This window comes from Pseudohongiella acticola (genome assembly GCF_001758195.1).
Taxonomy (GTDB): domain Bacteria; phylum Pseudomonadota; class Gammaproteobacteria; order Pseudomonadales; family Pseudohongiellaceae; genus Pseudohongiella; species Pseudohongiella acticola.
Genome location: NZ_MASR01000001.1, coordinates 161,508 through 183,857 on the forward strand (window position 1 = coordinate 161,508; position 22,350 = coordinate 183,857).

20 protein-coding genes, 2 tRNA genes and 1 other RNA gene are annotated in these 22,350 nt (G+C 54.4%); 18 read left to right on the forward strand and 5 right to left on the reverse strand.

All coding sequences use genetic code 11. The annotated features are described in order from the left end of the window. Positions 1 to 64: 64 nt before the first annotated feature. Positions 65 to 196 carry a hypothetical protein gene (locus PHACT_RS16580; protein ID WP_281201703.1) on the forward strand — a complete coding sequence of 44 codons (132 nt, stop codon included), beginning with the start codon at positions 65 to 67 and terminating at the stop codon, positions 194 to 196. 11 nt (positions 197 to 207) lie between these two features. Here the strand turns inward: PHACT_RS16580 and PHACT_RS00700 are convergent, their stop codons facing one another. Both PHACT_RS00700 and metH read right to left on the reverse strand, forming a co-directional pair. Further along, positions 208 to 465 carry a DUF2970 domain-containing protein gene (locus PHACT_RS00700; RefSeq protein ID WP_083264232.1) on the reverse strand — a complete coding sequence of 86 codons (258 nt, stop codon included), beginning with the start codon at positions 463 to 465 and terminating at the stop codon, positions 208 to 210. A gap of 109 nt (positions 466 to 574) precedes the next feature. After that, positions 575 to 4,282 (reverse strand): methionine synthase, encoded by a 3,708-nt coding sequence (gene metH / locus PHACT_RS00705; RefSeq protein WP_070118048.1) that lies wholly within the window; start codon positions 4,280 to 4,282, stop codon positions 575 to 577. 301 nt (positions 4,283 to 4,583) lie between these two features. Between metH and nfuA the strand changes: the two genes are divergently transcribed. Continuing rightward, positions 4,584 to 5,165 (forward strand): Fe-S biogenesis protein NfuA, encoded by a 582-nt coding sequence (gene nfuA, locus PHACT_RS00710; protein ID WP_070115472.1) that lies wholly within the window; start codon positions 4,584 to 4,586, stop codon positions 5,163 to 5,165. A gap of 52 nt (positions 5,166 to 5,217) precedes the next feature. Here the strand turns inward: nfuA and PHACT_RS00715 are convergent, their stop codons facing one another. From PHACT_RS00715 to PHACT_RS00725, 3 genes are all read right to left on the reverse strand, one after another. Then, positions 5,218 to 5,895 (reverse strand): dUTP diphosphatase, encoded by a 678-nt coding sequence (locus PHACT_RS00715; RefSeq protein ID WP_317622233.1) that lies wholly within the window; start codon positions 5,893 to 5,895, stop codon positions 5,218 to 5,220. 56 nt (positions 5,896 to 5,951) lie between these two features. Then, on the reverse strand, positions 5,952 to 6,203 hold the full coding sequence (locus PHACT_RS00720) for a hypothetical protein (RefSeq protein ID WP_070115473.1): 252 nt from the start codon (positions 6,201 to 6,203) through the stop codon (positions 5,952 to 5,954). Between the two features lie 173 nt (positions 6,204 to 6,376). Further along, a complete protein-coding gene (locus tag PHACT_RS00725; protein WP_070115474.1) occupies positions 6,377 to 7,090 on the reverse strand; it encodes a hypothetical protein in 714 nt (237 codons plus the stop codon). Between the two features lie 301 nt (positions 7,091 to 7,391). Between PHACT_RS00725 and PHACT_RS00730 the strand changes: the two genes are divergently transcribed. From PHACT_RS00730 to PHACT_RS00805, 16 genes are all read left to right on the forward strand, one after another. Then, positions 7,392 to 7,467: transfer RNA gene (locus PHACT_RS00730), tRNA-Glu, on the forward strand. 53 nt (positions 7,468 to 7,520) lie between these two features. Next, entirely contained in the window at positions 7,521 to 8,456 is a 936-nt protein-coding gene (locus tag PHACT_RS00735) for an ABC transporter ATP-binding protein (RefSeq protein ID WP_070115475.1), read from the forward strand. A gap of 76 nt (positions 8,457 to 8,532) precedes the next feature. Further along, positions 8,533 to 9,306 carry an ABC transporter permease gene (locus PHACT_RS00740; protein ID WP_070118050.1) on the forward strand — a complete coding sequence of 258 codons (774 nt, stop codon included), beginning with the start codon at positions 8,533 to 8,535 and terminating at the stop codon, positions 9,304 to 9,306. 80 nt (positions 9,307 to 9,386) lie between these two features. Further along, on the forward strand, positions 9,387 to 10,229 hold the full coding sequence (gene queF / locus PHACT_RS00745) for an NADPH-dependent 7-cyano-7-deazaguanine reductase QueF (RefSeq protein ID WP_083264233.1): 843 nt from the start codon (positions 9,387 to 9,389) through the stop codon (positions 10,227 to 10,229). Positions 10,230 to 10,389: 160 nt separating this feature from the next. Continuing rightward, positions 10,390 to 10,477, forward strand: a tRNA-Ser gene (locus PHACT_RS00750). Positions 10,478 to 11,053: 576 nt separating this feature from the next. Further along, positions 11,054 to 12,949: a pyrroloquinoline quinone-dependent dehydrogenase gene (locus PHACT_RS00755; RefSeq protein WP_070115477.1), complete on the forward strand. Its 1,896-nt coding sequence runs from the start codon at positions 11,054 to 11,056 to the stop codon at positions 12,947 to 12,949. After that, positions 12,936 to 14,846 carry a pyrroloquinoline quinone-dependent dehydrogenase gene (locus PHACT_RS00760; RefSeq protein ID WP_070115478.1) on the forward strand — a complete coding sequence of 637 codons (1,911 nt, stop codon included), beginning with the start codon at positions 12,936 to 12,938 and terminating at the stop codon, positions 14,844 to 14,846. Before PHACT_RS00755 ends, PHACT_RS00760 begins: the two co-directional genes overlap by 14 nt. A 138-nt stretch (positions 14,847 to 14,984) precedes the next feature. Further along, positions 14,985 to 15,081: signal recognition particle sRNA small type (gene ffs / locus PHACT_RS00765), an RNA gene on the forward strand. Between the two features lie 153 nt (positions 15,082 to 15,234). Continuing rightward, positions 15,235 to 17,175 carry a DNA polymerase III subunit gamma/tau gene (gene dnaX / locus PHACT_RS00770; RefSeq protein WP_083264234.1) on the forward strand — a complete coding sequence of 647 codons (1,941 nt, stop codon included), beginning with the start codon at positions 15,235 to 15,237 and terminating at the stop codon, positions 17,173 to 17,175. A gap of 68 nt (positions 17,176 to 17,243) precedes the next feature. After that, the gene (locus tag PHACT_RS00775) at positions 17,244 to 17,564 is read left to right on the forward strand and encodes a YbaB/EbfC family nucleoid-associated protein (RefSeq protein ID WP_070115480.1); all 321 of its coding nucleotides are present in this window, start codon (positions 17,244 to 17,246) and stop codon (positions 17,562 to 17,564) included. 26 nt (positions 17,565 to 17,590) lie between these two features. Next, on the forward strand, positions 17,591 to 18,190 hold the full coding sequence (recR, locus tag PHACT_RS00780) for a recombination mediator RecR (protein WP_317622269.1): 600 nt from the start codon (positions 17,591 to 17,593) through the stop codon (positions 18,188 to 18,190). Positions 18,191 to 18,229: 39 nt separating this feature from the next. Further along, positions 18,230 to 19,411 carry a ribonuclease D gene (gene rnd, locus PHACT_RS00785; protein WP_070115482.1) on the forward strand — a complete coding sequence of 394 codons (1,182 nt, stop codon included), beginning with the start codon at positions 18,230 to 18,232 and terminating at the stop codon, positions 19,409 to 19,411. Next, on the forward strand, positions 19,408 to 19,881 hold the full coding sequence (locus tag PHACT_RS00790) for a YcgN family cysteine cluster protein (RefSeq protein WP_070115483.1): 474 nt from the start codon (positions 19,408 to 19,410) through the stop codon (positions 19,879 to 19,881). The genes rnd and PHACT_RS00790 overlap by 4 nt, the downstream gene beginning before the upstream one ends. A 42-nt stretch (positions 19,882 to 19,923) precedes the next feature. Further along, entirely contained in the window at positions 19,924 to 20,271 is a 348-nt protein-coding gene (locus PHACT_RS00795; protein WP_070115484.1) for a hypothetical protein, read from the forward strand. 38 nt (positions 20,272 to 20,309) lie between these two features. Then, the gene (locus tag PHACT_RS00800; protein WP_070115485.1) at positions 20,310 to 21,152 is read left to right on the forward strand and encodes an AAA family ATPase; all 843 of its coding nucleotides are present in this window, start codon (positions 20,310 to 20,312) and stop codon (positions 21,150 to 21,152) included. Between the two features lie 10 nt (positions 21,153 to 21,162). Then, entirely contained in the window at positions 21,163 to 22,341 is a 1,179-nt protein-coding gene (locus tag PHACT_RS00805) for a vWA domain-containing protein (protein ID WP_070115486.1), read from the forward strand. Positions 22,342 to 22,350 lie beyond the last annotated feature (9 nt).

Sequence of the window (22,350 nt, forward strand, 5' to 3'; positions counted from 1 at the left end):
CTGGTATCTGGTGCCGTTAGACACTGTTGGCATCCAATTTAGTAACCGTCTTGAGAGAGAAACTATGAGCGATCACAGCGCAGAGAGCAGCTACACCGAAGAAGAAATTCAGGCCAATAGCCGGGCCGATGCCCTGGCCATTTTCTCCCTGGTGGTCATTGCCGTGGGAATGCTGGTGTTTTACGTCGCTAGCTGAGGGTTGCCTGATCAGCCCAGCACCACGTTGACAACAACAACCAGCACCAGCACAAAAACGACCGTGAATATCAGTGCGGCGGCGACAAAGCCCTTGATAGAGCCTTGTTCAAAGTCGCGCTCTTTGTTCTTCTTGTTCTGCACGCCAAAACTGGCCTGACCAACACTGGCCAGTGTCTGCCAGAAGGACAGCTTGCCAGATTCGGCATTCCGCTCCTTTTTCTGATCCTGCTTCTGATCTTCCTGCCGTGGCGTTTCTGACTCGTACATACTGCCAACCTCCCGGCCTTTGGCGCGCAATAGCTTGCGTCCGCCAAAGGCTTTGATTAACCTATTGTATCAATAAGTTTAACTAGTTTTAACTCAATATATCGATAAGCTAATCCAGCAGATTGGGTCGGAGCAGACGCCGGGCGTCCTCATCACTCAATTGCCTGCGTGCTGCAAAATCGTCAACCTGGTCATCGTTGATTTTGCCTACTGAAAAGTAGCGTGATTCAGGGTGGGCGAAGTAAAAACCGCTGACGGCGGCCGCCGGCAACATGGCAAAACTTTCCGTCAACTCCATGTCAATGGCGTTCTCCACGTCCAGCAAGTCAAAAATGGCGACTTTATCTGAATGTTCAGGGCATGCAGGATATCCGGGCGCAGGACGGATGCCCCGGTACTTTTCTTTGATCAGCGCTTCACCATCCAGTTTTTCAGCGGGCGCATAGCCCCAGTATTCGGTGCGCACACGCTCGTGCAGGTGCTCGGCGAAAGCCTCGGCGAGTCGGTCCGCCAGCGCCTTGACCATTAATGAGTTGTAATCATTGTTTTCAGCCGCGTAGCGTTCTGCCAGCTCCTGAGCACCGATGCCTGCAGTGACGGCGAACGCCCCAATGTAGTCGCTGTCCTTGTGCTCTGCCGGGGCAACAAAATCAGCCAGTGACAGATTGGGAATGTTGTCAGCTTTGGCGGCCTGTTGACGCAGGAAACTGAAGGTGTGCAGCTTGTTCTGGTGGTCTTTGTCAGCATACAGAGTGACATCATTAAGCCCGGTTCGTGCAGCCGGCCAGAAGCCAAAAACGCCCTGTGCACGCAGCAGTTTTTCGTCAATCAGTTTTTTCAGCATGGCCTGGGCATCAGCAAACAGGTCGCGGGCTGCCTGCCCAACTACGTCGTCCTGCAGAATCGCCGGATACTTGCCAGCCAGGCTCCAGGTGATAAAGAACGGTGTCCAGTCGATGTAGGGCACCAGTTTTTCCAGAGGGTAATCGTCCAGCACCCGGGCGCCGGTGAAGGAGGGCGGTGTGATACTTTGTTCGTTCCAGCTGAAATCACCTGCGTTAGCATTGGCTTCGTCAAAGGGCAGCAGACTCTTGCGCTGATCACGACCGGCGGTTCGTGCTCGCACGGTATCGTACTCGGCTTTGACACCGGCGACGAAACTGTCGCGGCTTTCATCGCTCAGCAGGTTGCTGACCACGGTGACACTGCGTGACGCGTCGGGCACGTAGACGGTTGCGTTGTTGGTGTAGTTCTGCTCGATCTTGACGGCGGTGTGGGCTTTTGAAGTGGTTGCGCCGCCAATCAGTAAAGGCACATTGAAATCAAGGCGCTGCATCTCTCTTGCAACGTGAACCATTTCATCCAGCGACGGTGTAATGAGGCCGCTAAGGCCAATGATGTCGACCTTGTGCTCTTTGGCAGCCTGCAGGATTTTTTCGCACGGTACCATGACGCCCAGATCAATAATGTCGTAGTTGTTGCAGCCCAGCACGACACCCACAATATTCTTGCCGATGTCATGGACATCGCCTTTGACAGTGGCCAGCAACACTTTGCCCTTGGCTTTGCTCTCGCCACCGGCCTGTTCATGTTTGAGTTTTTCCGCTTCAATAAAGGGCAACAGAAACGCTACTGCCTGTTTCATGACACGGGCACTCTTGACCACCTGGGGCAGGAACATTTTGCCACTGCCAAACAGGTCGCCGACAACATTCATGCCGTCCATCAGTGGCCCTTCGATGACCTGTATTGGTCGCTCGAATTGCTGGCGTGCCTCCTCGGTATCGTCATCGATATACCGGGTGATGCCTTTCACCAGTGCATGCGTGATGCGTTCACCAACCGGCGCATCGCGCCAGGCAATATCTTCGCTGGACTCATTGCTACTGGTGCCACTGTACTTGGCGGCAATTTCCATCAACCGATCAGTGCCGTCGGCGCGGCGGTTGAGCACGATATCTTCGACGCGTTCTTTCAGCTCGGCCGGAATCTCATCGTAAACCGTGAGCTGACCGGCATTGACGATACCCATGTTGAGGCCGGCTTTGATGGCGTAAAACAGAAATACCGAGTGAATGGCTTCGCGCACCGGATCATTGCCACGGAAGGAGAAGGAAACATTGCTGACGCCACCTGAAATGAGGGCGTGAGGCAGGTTCTGACGAATGTATTTGCAGCTTTCGATAAAGTCGACGGCGTAGTTGTTATGCTCGTCGATACCCGTGGCAATGGCAAAAATGTTGGGGTCGAAAATGATGTCTTCAGGCGGAAAATCGACCGCGCTGACCAATAACTCGTAGCTGCGTTTACAGATGGCGCATTTTTTCTCGAGCGTATCCGCCTGGCCATTCTCATCAAACGCCATGACTACGACGGCGGCGCCATAGCGACGGCACAGGCGCGCTTTGGCGAGGAAGTCTTCCTCACCTTCCTTGAGGCTGATGGAATTGACAATACCTTTGCCCTGAATATTTTTCAGACCGGTTTCAATTACTTCCCACTTGGATGAATCGATCATCACCGGAACCCGACTGATATCGGGTTCGGCAGCGATCAGGCGCAGGAATTTTTCCATTGCTGCGCGTGAATCCAGCATGCCTTCGTCCATGTTGATATCGATCACCTGGGCGCCAGACTCTACCTGTTGCAGCGCCACATCAAGGGCCTCGTCATACAGTCCTTCCAGGATGAGGCGGGCAAACTTGCGTGAGCCGGTGATATTGGTGCGTTCCCCCACGTTTACGAACAGGCTGTCGGAGGAAATGTTGAATGCTTCCAGGCCGCTGAGTCGGCATTTGACTTCGATTTTCGGTAGGGCGCGGGGTGGATATTTGGCGACCGCGTCAGCGATGGCACGGATATGCTGGGGTGACGACCCGCAGCACCCGCCGATAATATTAAGGAATCCGCTGGCGGCAAATTCTTCAACAATAACAGCCATTTCGCGTGCACTTTGATCGTATTCTCCGAACTCGTTAGGCAGGCCGGCATTGGGGTGGGCAGAGACGTAGGTGTCGGCCAGACGCGAGATTTCCTCGATGTGAGGGCGCAGCTGCTCGGCGCCCAGCGCACAGTTAAATCCGATTGACAGCGGGCGGGCATGGGACAGCGCATTCCAGAAGGCTTCAACCGTTTGCCCGGACAGGGTGCGGCCGCTGGCATCGGTGATGGTACCGGAGATCATGATGGGCAATTCAATACCCAGTTTTTCCATGGTCAGGTGCGCGGCAAACGCAGCCGCCTTGGCATTCAAGGTATCAAAAATGGTTTCGATCAGAAGCAGGTCAGCGCCACCGGCGATCAGGCCCTCAACTGCCACTTCATAGTCGGCAACCAGCGCATCGAAGTCTGTCGCACGATAGCCGGGGTCGTTGACATCGGGCGACAGTGACGCGGTGCGGCTGGTGGGGCCGACCACACCCGCTACAAAGCGTGGTCGTGACGGATCCTGTTTCGTGACCTCGTCGCAGCACTCGCGCGCGAGCCGGGCGGCCTCAACGTTGAGTTCACGCACGATGGCCTGCAGGCCGTAATCAGATTGCGATACCGCCGTTGAGTTGAAGGTGTTGGTTTCAACGATGTCGGCGCCCGCATCAAGATAGGCGTGATGAATTTTTCGGATCACATCCGGTCGGGTTAGCGTCAGCAGATCATTGTTGCCGGCCAGGTCGCTGGGGTGGTCGAGGAAACGTTCACCCCGGAAATCCTTTTCCTGTAGCTTCTCCGCCTGAATCATGGTTCCCGTCGCGCCGTCCAGAACCAGGATGCGTTGACTGAGGGCCTGACGAAGGGTGGCGAAAGCGGGATGCTGTTTCATGATCTGTTCCATGGTTCCAGTAATCAGCCATTCTGTATTATCGACGGCTGGTTTGACTGTTTTGGCGAATTTCAGAGAGGCGCAATTCTACCAGAAGCCGAGCCTTACCGGATAAATTTGTGCCTTTTCGGTGGCGGGAGCTGCAAAATCCATAATAACCTAGTAAAATAGTCGAGTATTCGATGGCTGACGAATGTGCAGCCCGATTCATGATGTCGACGTGCATGATGTCGACGTGATGGTTAGACAAGTTAGTTAGACAAGTTAATTGAACAAGTTAATCAAGAGGCGCACCGTACTTATGGTCACGATCACAGAGCCCGCACAGGAATACCTGGCAGAACTGTTGAAAAAGCAGGATTGCGAGGGCATTGGTATCCGCGTGTTCATTCTGGATCCGGGCACGCCAAAGGCAGAAACCTGTATTTCTTTTTGCCGGCCTGGTGAAGAGAAGGAAGAGGACGAGCAAAAAGCTTACGAGCACTTCGACGCCTGGGTGGAAAAGCGAAGCATCCCGTTTCTGGAAGATGCAGTGGTGGATTACGCCAAAGACAGCATGGGTGGGCAATTGACCATCAAGGCGCCGAATTCGCGCTTGCCCAAGATTCGTGACGACAGCCCGCTGGAAGATCGTATCAATTACGTTTTATATAACGAAATAAACCCGTCTCTGGCTTCGCATGGTGGTGTCGTGAGCCTGGAAGAAATCGTTGATGACTCCATCGCCGTGCTCAAATTTGGCGGTGGTTGCCAGGGCTGTGGCATGGTTGACGTAACCCTGAAAGAGGGTGTGGAGAAAACGCTGGTGGAAAACGTTCCCGGCCTGACCGGTGTGCGAGATGTGACTGATCACAGCAATCGAGAGAACGCGTACTTCCAATAACGCCTGGCGCGCGCACTGTTCGCCCGAACCGTGCGCGACCGGTCAAACCGTATCAGGCAGGATAGCGTTGCTTCAGCGCCTGGTACAATTCGGTTGGGTAAGTCTCAGATGTCGCTGACAGTGTTGCCATGACTTCCACCAGGTGTTCGTTATCTTCCTTGCCGTGCCAGACCTTCTGGTAACTGCCGTCTTTATAGCCATGATCCTGGCGGAAGAAATTTAATACATTCTTGCTGACATACTGGGCAAACAGCTCATCCCAGCTCATGTCACAATCTTTCATGATGCTGGCAAATACGCTGATTTCGATGCGGCGTGCGGCAGCCAGGGCGGTCAGCAGTTCGAGTTTGTCCAGTAAGGTCATGGCCGCCATGCTGTAGGGTCTGTTATCAAAATCTATGGCGCCGCCACTGATGTCGCCGCAGTCTGCCAACAGCTTGACGCAGGCCGCTGTTTCATCACCTTTCTGGCGCAGCAGCACTTCGGACAGAATGAAGTGCCAGATGTCGATCACTTCCATCTGCAGTTGAGCCAGATCCAGTTCCTGTTTTTTCCACCACTTCCAGCCGTGGTGCTCTATGGCTTCAGCTGCCTCCACCACAACAGCGCGCAAATAAGGATAGGCGGCCGCGATCCAGTCCGGATCAACTTTGCGGTTCATGGCAGATTGCAGGGACAGCATGGTGTTGAGCTGCTGCTGCGTGGGCATCAGTGGTGAGGAGTCGGTCATGGTGGGGTCCTGATTGATCGAAACGCATTGTCTGGCAGTACCGGGAGTACTCAGATCTATGCGGTGGGCGTCTGCTTCGATGGTGGTGTCAGTTCTGCTTTTTGCATTTCAAGAGCGCGAAGCATCTCCTTGCGGCTTTGTAACATATCCTTGTACGAGATTTGCTGTTCCGCTTCGCTGTTATCGAGGTTGCGCAGCCAGTCACTCAGGATCTGAATTTCCATTTTAAGCTGGGCGATGCCCTGATCCAACAGGTCCGGCTCTATGGCGGGCTCCCTTGACCGTTTGCGCTTGTCAGTAAAGGTCATTCCGGTGGTCCTTGATCTTGGTGCCAGCGATTAAGTCCTATATACGAATATCGACCCCTGCTCTGATTGCATTAGGCAATCCGAGTAGCGGCGTACGACGCTGGCATTCGGGACACGGATCACCTGAATATCAAGTGATAATCGCTTAGGTTCTCATATAGGGCGCAAACAGGTCAAGAGCTGGATGTCAACCATTGATTGGCGTGGAAATGTCGGGCGCTTTGATGCGTGTCGGGTTCGCCCCACAATTGCACCAGTTGTTTTCGATCTGACTTGGTCAGCAGTCGCAGCTGCTCATAACCCAGCTCTGCCCATGGCATGTCAAGTACATCGATCTGTACGGGTGTAAATCGTTTTGCCAGGCTGTGGCGACTCGGGTCGGGTAGGCCGGCGACCTTGTCATGCAGAAAGCTGGCCTGCGCTGCGAGCCGATAGAGTTGCTGGAGCCAATGATTTCGCTGTGCTGCGTCGCCGGAATGACGGCGAATGGCGGCCCGCATGACCCGAGCGGCCTGGTCAAAGCTCTGCCATTGTGGCCAGGCCTGTTGACAGGCCAGCAATGCTTCATCGAATCGCCCCTGATCTCGCAGTGTCTGGCAGCTCTGGCGCCAGTCGGTGGTCTGGCAGCTGACAGCATCTGGCAGGTTGTTGTTCGATATAATGCTCTCGCCTGGTGCTTCGGCAGCCGGGGTTGCACCTGCCTGCGGTGGGCTGTTGTCGTCAGCCGGAGGGGCGCTGGCTGCTGGTGCCGTGTTGTTCGCCAGAGGTGGTAATGGTTGTTCGCGTGCTATTGCATTTTCCCGGGTGCGTTCGTTGTGAGTGCGCAGGGCATAGATAATGCCCACCAGTAGCACCAGTGCCAAAATGAGGCTGAAGATGACCGTCATGCGTAGCGTCTCCGTTTTCAGCGGTCCAGACAACCGAGTGTGGCGAAAAATACATTAATGAGAAAACCAATGAGGAAGCTACTATAACATTTAGCCGAAGTCTGTCGGCAAAAGTAGCTGCACAAAAAGCTATCACCCCTCAGATAGATTTGTTATTATGCGCGCGCTGTCCGATTACTGCATTCGCCCTGGACGGCAGTACTGCAAAAAATCGCAGATGGGCAAAAAATATCTTGACTGCGATGTCGAAGCTAACTAAAATTCGCGCCGCTTTCTGCAATAAGGCAGGAAAATTTTTTCTGTCCCCTTCGTCTAGAGGCCTAGGACACCGGGTTTTCATCCCGGCAACAGGGGTTCGAAACCCCTAGGGGACGCCATTTTTTAAGCCTGGCTTTTGCCAGGCTTTTTTTTTGGAATTTGAGAAGCGACCATGTCACATGCCGATTCACAAAATGCCATCTCCATTCGTAATCTCCGCAAGACTTATGCTAACGGCCACGTTGCCCTGAAAGGCGTTGATCTGGATGTCAAAGAAAATGACTTCTTTGCCTTGCTGGGTCCCAATGGCGCTGGTAAATCCACCATCATTGGCATTATCTCAACGCTGGTTAACGCCAGCGACGGCAGCATAAAAATATTTGGCAAAGACGCCGCCAGTCACCTCCATGAAGCCAAGCAGTCTTTAGGTGTTGTGCCACAGGAAATCAATTTCAGTCAATTTGAAAAAGTCGCCGATATCGTCATGACCCAGGCGGGTTATTATGGTCTGAAAGGGTCACTGGCACGCGAGCGTACCGAGAAATATCTGAAGAAGCTGGACCTGTGGGATAAACGCGACAATCGCTCGCGTATGTTGTCGGGCGGCATGAAACGTCGTCTGATGATTGCCAGGGCGCTTGTGCATGAGCCACGCCTGCTGATTCTGGATGAGCCCACTGCGGGCGTAGACATCGAGTTGCGCCGATCAATGTGGGAGTTCCTGCAGGAAATCAATCGTAATGGCACCACCATCGTTCTGACCACGCATTATCTGGAAGAGGCAGAAAGCCTGTGCCGTAATATCGCCATCATTGATCACGGTCAGATTGTGGAAAATACCAGCATGCGAGCGTTGCTCGGGAAGCTGGCGATGCAGACGCTGGTGTTTGATACGGTCAATGAAATTTCCGCGGCGCCCGCGTTCGGTGATCCGGGCGTGACGTGTCAATGGATCGACTCGCACAGCTTTGAAGTTACCATGAGCACGGACAGAGATATCAATGCATTGTTCACACGTCTGAACGAACAGGGCGTGTTGATTAAAAGTATGAGAAACAAGACCAATCGGCTGGAAGAGTTATTCCTGTCCCGTCTTGTAAATAAGTAACTGTTGTCACTAGACCATTTGCCATAATCACATCTGTCGGAAGTACATCCATCAACAGAACGATACGGGTATGCGCATGTTTGCCAATCAGAAATACATCGCCTTTGAAACCATTGTTGTAAAAGAGGTTCGCCGTTTCACTCGTATCTGGTTGCAGACGCTGGTGCCACCGGCAATAACAATTGGTCTGTATTACCTGATCTTTGGCAATCTGATCGGTCGTCGCATTGGTGATATGGGCGGGTACAATTATATTGATTTTATTGTGCCTGGCCTGATCATGATGGCTGTCATTCAAAATGCTTACTCGAATGTTTCTTCATCTTTTTTCAGTAACAAATTTCAGCGTTGTATCGAGGAAATTCTGGTGTCACCGGTCCCGAATTACATCATTCTGATGGGGTTTGTCGCCGGCGGTATGGTGCGTGGCCTTGCCGTGGGTGTGATCGTGACATTGATGTCGTTTATGTTTACATCGCTGAGTATTGAGCATGTCTGGTTAACGGTTCTGGTGGTTCTGTTAACCGCGCTGGTGTTTTCCCTGGCAGGTTTCATCAATGCGCTGTTCGCCAATACCTTTGATGATATTTCGATTATTCCCACCTTTGTACTGACACCGCTTATCTATCTGGGCGGTGTGTTTTATTCAATCGAGCTGCTACCGACAGCCGGGCAGTGGATCTCTGCACTCAACCCGGTGCTGTATATGGTCAATACGTTTCGCTTTGGTATTCTGGGCAGTAGTGATGTCAATATTTACTGGGCCTTGTTCATGCTGGTTGCATTCAGCACAGTCCTGTTTGCGGTAGCACTGTACTTGCTGCGCCGCGGCACCGGCTTGCGGCATTGATTGCAGGGTTTGCTGATGTGCCGGTGACTGGCTCAAGGCTGTTGCTTAGCTCAAGGCTGCTTTAAATTTACAGAAAATGGATGAAGGTTAACGCTACCATGGCTGACAATCCGCTAGGCAAACAGACTGCCTATCCAACGGCTTATGATCCAGGTTTGTTGTTCCCGGTCGCGCGCGCGAACAATCGCAGTCAGCTGGGGGTGAAAGAGGGCAGTGAGCTGCCTTTTGGCGGATTTGATCACTGGCGTGCGTATGAACTTTCCTGGTTGTTGCCCACGGGCCAGCCGGTGGTGGCGCTTGCCGATATTCTGGTGCCGTGTGATTCACCCTGTCTGATTGAATCGAAGTCGATGAAGCTCTATTTTAATTCCCTGAATCAGGCCGTGTTCAGTGAGCCGGAAGTGGCGCGGGTGCAGATTGAGCAGGATCTGTCGCAGGCGGCAGGGGCGCCCGTGCAGGTCGCGCTGCACAATCATGAGTCGGCGGTGATGCACAGCGTTGATGTTTCCAACGGGCTTCTGCTCGACAATCTGCTGGTAACAACAACAAGCTATCAGCCGGCACCGGATTTTCTGGTGTCTCATACGGGAGCGCAGGTTACTGAAACGCTCTACAGTCATCTGTTTCGATCCAATTGCCCGATAACAGCTCAACCAGACTGGGGCAGCGTGGTGATTCAATACCAGGGCGAGCAGATTGATCATGAGGGCCTGTTGTCCTATCTGATCTCCTATCGTTCACACGAAGGCTTTCACGAACATTGTGTGGAACAGATATTCCATGACCTGTCGGTTAAGTGTAAACCTCAAAAACTTCAGGTGAGCATCAACTTTCTGCGACGCGGGGGACTGGAAATCAATCCGCTTCGCAGCAGTGATTTGACGATCGCCGCCTATCCGTTGCCCAGGCTTTTGCGCCAATAGGGTAGCGGTGACACGCTGTCGCTGCATTGACCGAGCGCCAGCAGGCCAGCTGGGGTGGAATGGCCTGTCAACGCCTGACAAAAGCCGATCAATTTGCCTTGGCACCGCTTATCTGCTTGTATTTGCCATGACCCTGATATAAAGTTACGCGCCTTGAAACGGTGAGGTGTCCGAGAGGCTGAAGGAGCACGCCTGGAAAGTGTGTATACGGAAACGTATCGAGGGTTCGAATCCCTCCCTCACCGCCAAATTTAATAACGCAGGTGCACAATCGGCCTGCTGTCCCCGCAAAGAATGATCCAGCCAGCCCGGGAGGGAGGCGAACCCGATAGAGGGTCGAAAAGTTGCGCAGCAACTTAAAACGAGCGCGTGAGCGCGAAGCCCAACGGGTCAAACAGCCCCGAAGGCTGTTTGATTAATCCCTCCCTCACCGCCAAATTTAATAACGCAGGTGCACAATCGGCCTGCTGTCCCCGCAAAGAATGATCCAGCCAGCCCGGGAGGGAGGCGAACCCGATAGAGGGTCGAAAAGTTGCGCAGCAACTTAAAACGAGCGCGTGAGCGCGAAGCCCAACGGGTCAAACAGCCCCGAAGGCTGTTTGATTAATCCCTCCCTCACCGCCAAATTTAATAACGCAGGTGCACAAGCGGCCTTTGGCAATTTGCCGATATTGGTCTCTTCAGTGAGTGCTGCTTCCCTCTCAGTGGTCAAAAAGTATCCCCTCCGTCCCCATAAAATACCCACACAAGCGACAATTCCTATATGGCTGATGTTGTTGTAGTATCGGCTGGTCCGTCAATTAAAATTATAAAGAGAACAGACCATGTATTTACCCAAGACCCTGACCCTGGCAGTGTCCGCGCTGGCGCTTGGTTTTAGCGTTAACAGCGGCGCTCAGGACTGGACCCATTACGGATCCGACCTGTCTTCCACTAAATATGCCCCTTTTGATCAGATTGATCACAACAATGTCGCCGACCTTGAGTTGGCCTGGCAGTGGCAGTCTCCCGACAACGCGACCGTAACCGCCAATCATGCGGCCGAGAATTACGCGGCGACACCGGGTGCTTTTAAGGCCACCCCCATTGCTGTGAACGGAGTACTTTATATCAATACCTCCTTCGGCCGGGTGTCTGCTATTGATGGCGTCACTGGGGAAGAGCTGTGGATGTTTGATACCCGCGGGTGGGAGATGGGGCGTCCAGCCAATCTCGGCTACAACAGCCGGGGGGTGGGGTATTGGAGCGAGGGCGATGAGGAGCGAATCCTGGTTTATTCCAATGATGCCTATATGTGGTCCCTGGACGCCGAAACCGGGGAGCTTGACCGGGAATTTGGTGATCAGGGCAAAGTGGATCTGGCCGTTGGCCTGGGTCGGGAGATTGATAGAGTTGCCTATACCATGATGGGCGTACCGCTGATATTTCACGACCTGGTTGTCGTCGGTTCGTCGATTCATGACGGGCCCGCATTCCAGTCGGCACCGCCGGGCCACGTGCGTGCCTACAATATCAAAACCGGGGAGCAGGAGTGGATTTTCCACACCATTCCCCAGACCGGTGAGTTTGGCAATGAAACCTGGGAAAACCAGTCCTGGGAAGTGGTCGGCAATACCAATGTCTGGACACAGATGAGCGCAGATCTGGAGCTGGACCTGGTCTACCTGCCCGTGGGTACACCCACCAATGACTGGTATGGCGGTCACCGGCTGGGCGACAACCTGTTTTCCGAGTCACTGGTTGCGGTCAATGGCTACACAGGCGAGCGTGTCTGGCATTTTCAGGCGGTTGAGCACGGCTTGTGGGACTATGACCTGCCGGCGGCGCCAACGCTGATTGACATCACTGTCGATGGCGAGGACATCAAGGCGCTCGCGCAGATCTCCAAGCAGGGGTTTGTGTATGTGCTGGACCGGGAAACCGGCGAGCCGGTCTGGCCGATAGAACACCGCCCGGTGCCTGCATCGACAGTGCCCGGCGAACGTGCCGCGCCCACACAACCGCATCCAACGCGGCCGGCGCCATTTGAATTGCAGGGTATTTCTGACGCAACCCTGATCGATTTCACCCCGGAGCTGCGAGCGGAAGCGTTGGCCAATATTGAAAGTTTTGACTACGGTCCTTTGTTTACGCCTCCGTCGCAGCGAGGCACCATCAATCTGCCGGGTTGGGCCGGCGGTGGCGGCTGGCAGGGATCTGCAGTCGATCCTGAGACCGGCATGCTTTACATTCCATCGGGAACGGCGCCCATTGTGGTGCAACTGGTAGAGCCGGAAGCAGGGCAATCGGATTTCGATTTCGCTCGTGGTGGCGTTACTTCCGTCAATGGCCCGCAGGGCTTGCCGCTGACCAAACCACCTTACGGCCGTATCACGGCAATCGACCTGAATACGGGCGACCACGTCTGGATGGTGCCGCACGGAGAAGGCCCCCGGCAACGCATCATTGATCTGGGCATTGTTGACCCGGGTCCGGTCGGTTCGAATTCGCGGACAGGACCCGTGTTGACCAAAACCCTGCTGTTTATAGCGCAGCAGGACGGTGGTCGATCAGTGCTGCGAGCGTTCGATAAAGCCACAGGCGACGTGGTGCATGAACTCGACCTGCCTTCCGTACCCAGCGCTACCCCGATGACCTACATGGTCGATGGCAAGCAATACATCAGTATTGCCCTGGGCGGCGGCACCGAGGCATCGGTGGTGAGTTATGCCGTGCCCTGAGCGATGCCGACCGGGTCTGTACGCTGTCCTGTTGGGCGCTGTGATATGTTCCTGGGCCAATGCGCAGGGCATGCCAGAGCGCCAGCAGGACTGGCGCTTTTATGGCAGCGATGCGGCGTCCAGCAAATACGTGCCGTTAGCTCAGATCAACGCTGGCAATGTTTCTGAACTGGAGATCGCGTGGCAATGGGATACACCCGATAATGCTATTTTTGCGCAAGATGACCGTGCCAGTGCCGGCGAATACAAGTCCACGCCCATCATGGTTAACGGTACGCTGTATGTCAGTACCTCGCTGGGGCAGGTAGCTGCCGTTGATGCGGTGTCGGGTGATCAGCGCTGGGTGTTTGACACCGGCTCCTGGCAACGGGGCCGGCATCCCAATTTCAACAATAATCATCGCGGTGTGTCCTGGTGGGATGATGGCGATGATGGCCGAATCTTTATGGCGGCCAATGATGGGCTGCTGTGGTCGTTGAATGCGCGCACCGGGCAGCCGGATGCGGATTTTGGCGACGACGGTGTTGTTGATCTGAAACAGGGGCTGGGGCGAGAAACCCGAATCGGTCAGTATGGCTCGATTTCACCGCCCATCGTGATAAACAATACTGTTGTTGTGGGTTCGTCGATAAACGACGTGCCGCTGTTCAAGACGCAATTGCCGCCGGGACATGTGCGCGGCTTTGATGCAGGCACGGGTGAACAGCGCTGGATTTTCCATACCATTCCGCAAGCCGGGGAGGTCGGCAACGACACCTGGGAAAACGACGCATGGCGCACCGCTGGTGCCACCAATGTATGGACAACCATGAGTGCGGACCCTGACACCGGTTACGTGTATCTGCCTACCAGTACACCCAATAACGACTGGTACGGCGGCCATCGTCTGGGCGATAACCAGCACGCGGAAAGCCTGATCGCAGTGGATTCGGCGACGGGAGACATGGTCTGGCAGTTCCAGGCAGTCAGACATGGTCTGTGGGATTATGATCTGCCTGCTGCCCCCAATCTGATCGATATCAATGTTGATGGCCGCGACATTAAAGCCGTGGCGCAGGTCACCAAACAGGGGTTTGTGTTTGTGCTGGATCGATTGACCGGCGAACCGGTGTGGCCCATCGAGGAGCGACCGGTACCACAATCGCGTGTCCCGGGTGAGCGTACCTCACCGACGCAGCCTTTCCCCAGCAAACCGGCGCCGTTCGAACCGCAGGGTATCTCTGATGCCACCTTGATCGACTTCACGCCCGAGCTGCGCTCGCAGGCCGTGGATCTGATTGCCGACGTCGACTATGGGCCACTTTATACGCCCCCCAGCGAACGCGGCGTCATCATTTTTCCTGGCTACAGTGGCGGCGCCACCTGGACGGGAGCAGCCACGGATCCCGAAACGGGAATGATGTATATCCCTTCGTTATCGGCGCCGCGCTTTGTCAGGCTGCGCAAACCCGAACCGGGGGAATCGGATTTTGCCTATATTCGCGATCGCAGCTTCAGTATTGAAGGGCCGCAGGGCCTGCCTCTGGTCAAGCCGCCCTATGCGCGCATCACCGCCATTGATCTGAATACCGGTGAGCATCGCTGGATGGTGCCTCATGGAGAAGGTATTCGGCAGCGGATCATCGATATGGGTATCGAAGATCCCGGTCCGGTGGGCAGTTTTGGGCGCCATGGCCCGCTGCTGACGCGCTCGCTGCTGTTCGTCGCTCAATTGGACGGCAGTCGTCCAGTGCTGCGCAGCTATGACAAGGCGACCGGTGAGGTTCTCAGCGAGCTGGATCTGCCCTTACCACCCATGGGCACGCCCATGAGCTACATGGCAGACGGCAAACAGTATATTGTGCTGGCGGTGGGGGCAGGGCCTGTGACCCGCCTGATGGCCATCAGCCTGCCCTGAGTCTGGCAGCGATTGTTTTGTCGCGGGCTGCATGGTGCACTTGAGTTGCGGGCTGCACTTGATTAGTCGGCGCAATTTATTGATAATGCCGCCCCTGATTTGATGATTCCTCATTGCATCAGGCTTTATGGTATCTCTTGTCGGTCCCCGCGCAATGATACGCTGTAAACCCCGCCAGGCCCGGAAGGGAGCAACGGTAGCAGCAGACTCATGTGCCGTGGTGTGGCTGACAGGAGGTGCCACCTTAAAGTGGCTCTGGAAAGTGGTTCTGCCAAGGGCCTCCCGCGTCCAGTCGCAAAACCCGATTTCACGCCCCGGCCGCCTGTCACTCCCGCTCTGTTTGCAATACAATAGCTCTCCATCAGTCACCAGACATTGACCGCGACACATGAGCTACCAGGTACTTGCCAGAAAATGGCGCCCCCAGAACTTCTCTGAAATGGCCGGACAGGTGCATGTTCTGCAAACGCTGACGCATGCGCTTGAGCAGCAGCGTCTGCATCATGCCTATCTGTTTACAGGCACGCGGGGCGTTGGAAAAACCACAGTGGCGCGTATACTGGCCCGCTGCCTGAATTGTGAGCAGGGCATTACCGCGACACCCTGTGGGGAGTGCAACGCCTGCCGTGAAATCAGTGAGGGCCGGTTCATCGATCTGATTGAGGTTGATGCTGCGTCGCGCACCAGAGTCGAGGACACCCGTGACCTGTTGGACAATGTGCAATATGCGCCAGCGCGCGGGCGATTCAAAGTCTACCTGATCGACGAAGTTCACATGTTGTCCAGCCACAGTTTTAACGCCTTGCTTAAAACGCTGGAAGAGCCGCCCGAGCACGTGAAATTTCTGCTGGCGACAACGGATCCGCAGAAATTGCCGGTTACGGTGCTGTCACGTTGCCTCCAGTTTCATCTGAAAAACCTGGCCCCGGCGCAGATCGTCAATTACCTGCAGTCGGTGTTGGCGGCAGAGCAGATCGATTATGAAGAAGATGCCCTGTGGCAACTGGGTCGCGCCGCGGCTGGCAGTATGCGTGATGCGTTAACGCTGCTCGACCAGAGTATTTCATTTGGCGGTGGCAGTGTGCAGGTGGCATCGGTGACCTCATTGTTGGGTACGCCTGACCATGCCGCTGTGTTTGCTTTTCTGGAGGCGCTGGCGCAACGTGACGCAAACAGCCTGATGTCTGCGGTCGCTGCCTGCGCCGAAAATAACCCGGATTACAGCCGCCTGCTGGAACAACTGCTAAGCGTGTGCCATCGTCTGGCAATGGCACAGGTCATGCCGGATGCCATCGATAACAGCGAAGGAGACCGGGAACAGATACGAGCGCTTGCCGGCGCTTTCGCAGCGGAAGATGTGCAATTGTATTATCAGGTATGCATGCAGACCTTGCAGGATATGCCACATTCGCCGGATGCCAGAATCTGTTTTGAAATGGGCCTGCTGCGAATGCTGGCGTTCAGTCCTGATGTGTTTGCGGGTGCACAATCGTTGTCAGGTCACGAAAAAAAAAAGCCTGAACCCGCCGCAACAATCACTCAGCCCAGCGCCGGCCTGAGTCCGGAGCCGGCGGCAGACACCGATGAAACGCCAGCAGCCCGACCGGAAGCCGAGCGACAGCCGGCAAGAGAGCCTCAGTCTCCACAAGAGCCTCAGCCCCCACAAGAGCCTCAGCGTGACAAAGAGCCTCAGCTTGAAAAAGGGCCTCAGCGCGAAGTACCGCCTCAACCAAACACGAACCTTCAGCCGAAAGAAGAACCCCGGCAGGAAGAAGAGCCTCAGCGCAAACAAGAGCCTCAGCCCAAACAAGAGCCTCAGCCCAAACAAGCGCCTCAGCCGGTAGCAGAGTCTCAACCGGTAGCAGAGTCTCAACCGGCAGAAAAGCCTAACACACAAGAAAAGCCTGTCTCCGCCGAGCCGGCATCGCCGACGTTGGCGGCCGGGGCAGACTGGTTCACCCTGGTGCAGCGATGTCAGTTGTCCGGTATCAGCGGCAATATCCTGGCCAATTGTGTTCCGGAATCTGTTGTGGGTGACGCCTACGCGCTGATACTGGATGAGCAGCAGAGCGCCTTGTATTCAGAAGACCAACAACCCAAAATTGCGCAGGCGCTGAGTGAATTGTTGCAGCGTCCGGTCACAGTAATGATTCAGGTAGGCAGTTTGCCTTCGGAATCTCCGGCTCAACGGCGACGGCGGGAAAAGCAGCAGGCCATAGACGAGCTGCATCATCGATTTAATACTGATCCGGGCGTGCTGGCGCTGATTAGCGAATTTGATGCCAGAGTGGACCAGGAATCATTGCAGATCACCGGCACTACAACCTGAGCGAAGATATGAAACAGCCTGAACGCCAGGACTGAATTACCCTGAACCCTAAACGACGAGGTTACTGTATGACTGACATGAACCAATTGCTCAAACAGGCAAAACAAATGCAGGAGCAGATGCAAAAGGCACAGGAAGAGGCCGCCAAAAAAATCGTCATCGGTGAGTCCGGCGCCGGCCTGGTCAAAGTGCACCTTGGCGGACACTACGATGCTCGTAATGTAGAGCTGAGTGCCGAGCTGATGCAGGAAGACAAAGAAATTATAGAAGACCTGATCGCGGCAGCCATTAACGATGCGGTCAAAAAGCTGGAAGACGACAAGCGCGAAACCATGGGCGCAATGACGTCCGGCATGAATCTTCCTGAAGGCTTCAAGTTCCCCTTCTGAATGTTTTCTCCACCAGGTGTGTGTGAATTATGCATAGCCCGTTATTAGAGCAGTTGATTCAATCCCTGCGGTGTCTGCCGGGTGTGGGTCCGAAGTCAGCTCAACGCATGGCGATTTACCTGCTTGAGCGGAATCGCTCGGGCGCCGCCAGGCTGAGCGATACGCTGGCGCTGGCGCTGGATAACATTGGCCGCTGCGAGCAGTGTCGGGCGTTGACCGAAGAAGTGCGTTGCCGTATCTGCAGCAACCCGGCACGTAACAAATCCATCCTGTGTGTGGTGGGTTCACCCGCCGACCTGTATGCCATTGAGCAGGCGGGTAGCTACCAGGGGCTGTACTTTGTGTTATCGGGACACCTGTCGCCGATAGACGGCATCGGTCCGGACGACATTGGCATTAATGAGCTGATGACATTGCTGCAGCAAAATCCGGTTGAAGAGGTGATTCTTGCCAATAACCCAAATGTCGAGGGCGATGCCACCGCCTATTACATCGCAGGCTTGCTGAAGGATCAGAACCTGGTGATCAGCCGCATTGCTCATGGTGTGCCGGTGGGCGGGGAACTGGAATACGTTGACGGAGGCACATTAAGCCATGCCTTTAATGGACGTCAATTGCTACGTTGAAGCCAGGTGATCGCGAATGCTAAAAAATGAGAGCTGTTTATGATTGACTTCCCCGCGCCGGAACTCGTGGTTGACGACGCCCGACTGGCACAATTGTGTCAGCACTGGCGGACATTACCCATGCTCGCGCTGGACACCGAATTTATCCGTGTCAGTACATTTTATCCTCGCGCAGGTTTGATTCAGGTTGGCGACGGGCAGAGCAGTTATCTGCTGGATCCCCTCTTTATCAAGGTCTGGCAGCCTTTCATGGAAATTCTGACGGAGCCTGGCATTACCAAAGTCATGCATTCCTGCTCGGAAGACCTGGTGGTGTTCAATTATCTGTATGGTTGTATGCCTGGTCCATTGTTTGATACGCAGAAAGCAGCCGGCTTTCTGGGGCACGGTTACAGCATCAGCTATCTTAATCTGGTTCTGCATATAACCGGCGTTGAACTCAGCAAAGGTGAGACCCGTTCCGACTGGCTGAAACGACCGCTGTCGGATAACCAGGTCAAATACGCAGCATTGGACGTAGCGTATCTTCCCCGATTGCACCAGGAACTTGAGAGCGCATTGGCACAGGATTGCAAACTGGACTACCTGCGGGAAGAATGCGAGCGTATGCGGCAGATTTCACTGGCGAGCGAAGACCAGGACAGATGGGCGGATCTGTACCTGTCAATGGGCGCGGCCTGGCGTTTGAACGCCAGACAGTTGGGTGCATTAAAGGAACTCTGCATCTGGCGCGAGCAGGTGTCACGGCAGCGCGACAAACCGCGAGCCTGGATTGCTCGCGACGCTGACCTGATCGCGCTGGCTCAGGCCATGCCCTCGGATCAACAGGGGCTGAACCAGTTATCGGACCTGAATCGGAATATTTATCAGCAGGACGCGGAGACGTTGCTGGCGCTTATTGCCGAGAGTGAGGCGGTAGCACCGGCAATCGCTGATAACCTGGAAGGTGCCCCCATGTCGCAAACCCAGCGCGCGACATTAAAACGCTGCCAGCAGGCGGTGCGTGCAGTGGCGGCAGAGACTGGCATAGCGGAAGAACTGCTGGCGCGCAAGAAACAGCTGATCACATTGATGCACATGAACCGACGGGCAGCCATGGGCAATGATGGCAAACTGGCGTGGCCCGAGGATCTGTCCGGCTGGCAGCAGTCATTGCTGGTCGAGCCACTGACCCGTATTCTTGGCGGCAGCGGCAGCGGTGGAGAGGCAGACGCGAGATGACTGATCAGCCTGTGCGTGATCGCTTCTGGGAGTTACCTCTGGCTGATTTGAATCGCCGTGAGTGGGAACTGCTATGTGATGGCTGCGCGCGCTGCTGCCTGAAGAAATTACAGGATGACGATACGAGCGGGAAAGGCGCTCCCAGTCTGGCCTATACCCGGGTTGTATGTCGGTATCTGGATCAGCAGAAGTGCAGTTGCCAGGCTTATGGACGACGCAATGAACTGGTTCCCGATTGCCTGGTGCTTGATATGTCTGTGCTGCAGGCATCAGTTGACTGGATTCCGGACACCTGCGCCTATAAACTCAGGTATCAGAACAGGCCGTTGCCAGACTGGCATCCGTTGCTGACCGGTTCACGCGAACAAATGCAGACACAGGGCATTGCTGTTACCGGCCGGGTAATCTCTGAGGAATATGTCCATGATGACGGGCTGGAAGAGCACGTTATCCGCTGGGTTCGTGCCTGATAACGGGATCAGGATGATGCTGACATGACGATGGAGCGCTGAATGCTGGGTATATATGGTTACATTACAAGTTGGGCGGTTTATCTGACCGCTGGCACCCTGTGTTACATCCTGTTTTACAAAGCGACCGGGGCTATCGGTTTTAAGCCACTGGCCAATGTACTGCGCGGTATCATGATAGCGCTGATCTATACACCCTGGTATGTGGCCGCTGATCAGGACCTGATGGCGCCAGCTGTCATCGTTATATTGCTGGATATGATAACCATTGGCGGCGACGCCTTTATCAGGGCGCTGGTGCCACTGGTGCTGGCGCTGATTGCGTGCATTGTCATCGCCCTGATGGCAGGGCTGCTGCGCTCGCTGTTGACACGCTCAGCCAGACGTTAAGGCAGTAAACTAATTCCAATAAAAGGCAAGAGGACACTATGCAATTTAAGGGTACCAAGGCATACGTTGCAACGGACGAGTTGCAAATGGCGGTCAATGCGGCAATCAGTCTGCAAAAACCGCTGCTGATCAAGGGTGAGCCAGGCACAGGCAAAACCATGCTGGCTGAACAGATTGCAGAATCACTTGGACTGGAGCTGATCCAGTGGCATATCAAATCAACAACTCGTGCCCAACAGGGGTTGTACGAATACGACGCGGTGTCACGCCTGCGTGATTCCCAGTTGGGCGATCCCAAAGTGCACGACATTGCCAATTACATCGTGAAAGGCAAACTCTGGAAGGCGTTTGATTCCGAGAAACAGGTGGTGCTGCTGATTGATGAAATCGACAAAGCAGATATTGAGTTCCCCAACGACCTGTTGTTAGAGCTGGACAAGATGGAGTTTCATGTTTACGAAACCCAGCAGCGTGTGCAGGCGCGACACCGCCCAATTGTCATCATTACCAGCAATAATGAAAAAGAATTGCCGGATGCGTTTTTGCGCCGATGTTTTTTCCACTTCATCAAATTTCCTGATGCCGTAACCATGGAAAAAATCGTCGCGGTACATTACCCGAACATCAAGAAAGATCTGCTGGCTCAGGCAATGGACATTTTCTTTGATATCAGGAAAGTGCCGGGGCTGAAGAAAAAACCTTCCACATCGGAGCTGATTGACTGGCTGAAACTGTTGCTGGCAGATGATATTCCGGAAGAAATCCTGAAGAACCAGGATATGAAAAGTGCGATCCCGCCGTTGTACGGTGCATTGCTGAAAAATGAACAGGATGTTCATCTGTTGGAGAAGATCGCGTTCATGCATCGGGCAAAGCGGTAACGGCGGCGCTATGTTGATACGATTCTTTAATGCCTTGCGTCGGGAGAAAATTCCGGTCAGCCTGGACGAATTGTTTACTCTGCTTGAGTGTCTGAAACAGAATTTTGCTTTTGCCGACATGGAGCAGTTCTATTTGCTGGCACGGTTGTGCATGGTCAAGGATGAGAAATATTACGATCGCTTTGACCGCGCATTCTCGCGCTATTTTAAGGAATTGTCGGTGCTGGATGACCTGCTTCGCGACGCAATTCCGGATGAATGGTTGCGTCGCCAGTTTGAAGCCAGCTTGAGCGAAGAGGAGCGAGCCATGGTTGAAGCCATGGGTGGACTTGACAAGCTGATGGAGGAATTCCGCAAGCGGCTGGAAGAACAGAAAGAGCGCCATGAAGGTGGCAACAAATGGATCGGTACAGGCGGCACATCCCCCTACGGTGCTTATGGTTTTAATCCGCAGGGTATTCGAATTGGCCAGAACGAGGGTCGTGAAGGCCGGGCTGCGAAAGTGTGGGATCGGCGTGACTACAGAGATCTGGATGACACCCTGGAAATCGGTACGCGCAACATCAAGATGGCCTTGCGCCGCCTGCGCAAATTTGCCCGGGTCGGGGCGCAGGATGAGCTCGACATCGATGACACGATTTCGTCAACGGCGAGAAAGGGTGGGCTGCTGGATATCAAGATGGTGCCGGAACGGCATAACTCGGTCAAAGTGCTGCTTTTCTTTGACGTGGGTGGCTCCATGGACCCTTATGTCCAGCTTTGTGAGGAGCTGTTTTCCGCGGCAAGGACCGAGTTCAAGCACCTGGAATATTTTTATTTCCATAACTTTGTTTATGAGTCGGTCTGGAAACAGAGTCGACGCCGGCAGGCAGAAACCACGTCGTTGTTCGACATACTGCACAAATATGGCAAGGATTATAAAGTCATTTTTGTTGGTGATGCGACCATGGCACCTTACGAGATTACCCATGCCGGTGGCAGTATCGAGCATTACAATGAAGAGGCCGGTGCAGTCTGGATGCAGCGGCTGACGGAGAATTTTGACCACGTTGCCTGGATAAACCCCGTGCCCAGACAACACTGGGAGCATGGTTACTCCATTGCCGTGGTGCGCGAGTTACTGGAAGACAGAATGTACCCGTTGTCAGTAAAAGGACTGGAAGAGGCGATGTCGTCTCTCAGCAAATAATACAATAAT

Bases quoted from the DNA above. Each gene is read 5' to 3' on its own strand.
- PHACT_RS16580 (WP_281201703.1), top strand. From the start codon at position 65: ATGAGCGATCACAGCGCAGAGAGCAGCTACACCGAAGAAGAAATTCAG.
- PHACT_RS00700 (WP_083264232.1), bottom strand. From the start codon at position 465: ATGTACGAGTCAGAAACGCCACGGCAGGAAGATCAGAAGCAGGATCAG.
- metH (WP_070118048.1), bottom strand. From the start codon at position 4,282: ATGAAACAGCATCCCGCTTTCGCCACCCTTCGTCAGGCCCTCAGTCAA.
- nfuA (WP_070115472.1), top strand. From the start codon at position 4,584: ATGGTCACGATCACAGAGCCCGCACAGGAATACCTGGCAGAACTGTTG.
- PHACT_RS00715 (WP_317622233.1), bottom strand. From the start codon at position 5,895: ATGACCGACTCCTCACCACTGATGCCCACGCAGCAGCAGCTCAACACC.
- PHACT_RS00720 (WP_070115473.1), bottom strand. From the start codon at position 6,203: ATGACCTTTACTGACAAGCGCAAACGGTCAAGGGAGCCCGCCATAGAG.
- PHACT_RS00725 (WP_070115474.1), bottom strand. From the start codon at position 7,090: ATGACGGTCATCTTCAGCCTCATTTTGGCACTGGTGCTACTGGTGGGC.
- PHACT_RS00735 (WP_070115475.1), top strand. From the start codon at position 7,521: ATGTCACATGCCGATTCACAAAATGCCATCTCCATTCGTAATCTCCGC.
- PHACT_RS00740 (WP_070118050.1), top strand. From the start codon at position 8,533: ATGTTTGCCAATCAGAAATACATCGCCTTTGAAACCATTGTTGTAAAA.
- queF (WP_083264233.1), top strand. From the start codon at position 9,387: ATGAAGGTTAACGCTACCATGGCTGACAATCCGCTAGGCAAACAGACT.
- PHACT_RS00755 (WP_070115477.1), top strand. From the start codon at position 11,054: ATGTATTTACCCAAGACCCTGACCCTGGCAGTGTCCGCGCTGGCGCTT.
- PHACT_RS00760 (WP_070115478.1), top strand. From the start codon at position 12,936: ATGCCGTGCCCTGAGCGATGCCGACCGGGTCTGTACGCTGTCCTGTTG.
- dnaX (WP_083264234.1), top strand. From the start codon at position 15,235: ATGAGCTACCAGGTACTTGCCAGAAAATGGCGCCCCCAGAACTTCTCT.
- PHACT_RS00775 (WP_070115480.1), top strand. From the start codon at position 17,244: ATGACTGACATGAACCAATTGCTCAAACAGGCAAAACAAATGCAGGAG.
- rnd (WP_070115482.1), top strand. From the start codon at position 18,230: ATGATTGACTTCCCCGCGCCGGAACTCGTGGTTGACGACGCCCGACTG.
- PHACT_RS00790 (WP_070115483.1), top strand. From the start codon at position 19,408: ATGACTGATCAGCCTGTGCGTGATCGCTTCTGGGAGTTACCTCTGGCT.
- PHACT_RS00795 (WP_070115484.1), top strand. From the start codon at position 19,924: ATGCTGGGTATATATGGTTACATTACAAGTTGGGCGGTTTATCTGACC.
- PHACT_RS00800 (WP_070115485.1), top strand. From the start codon at position 20,310: ATGCAATTTAAGGGTACCAAGGCATACGTTGCAACGGACGAGTTGCAA.
- PHACT_RS00805 (WP_070115486.1), top strand. From the start codon at position 21,163: ATGTTGATACGATTCTTTAATGCCTTGCGTCGGGAGAAAATTCCGGTC.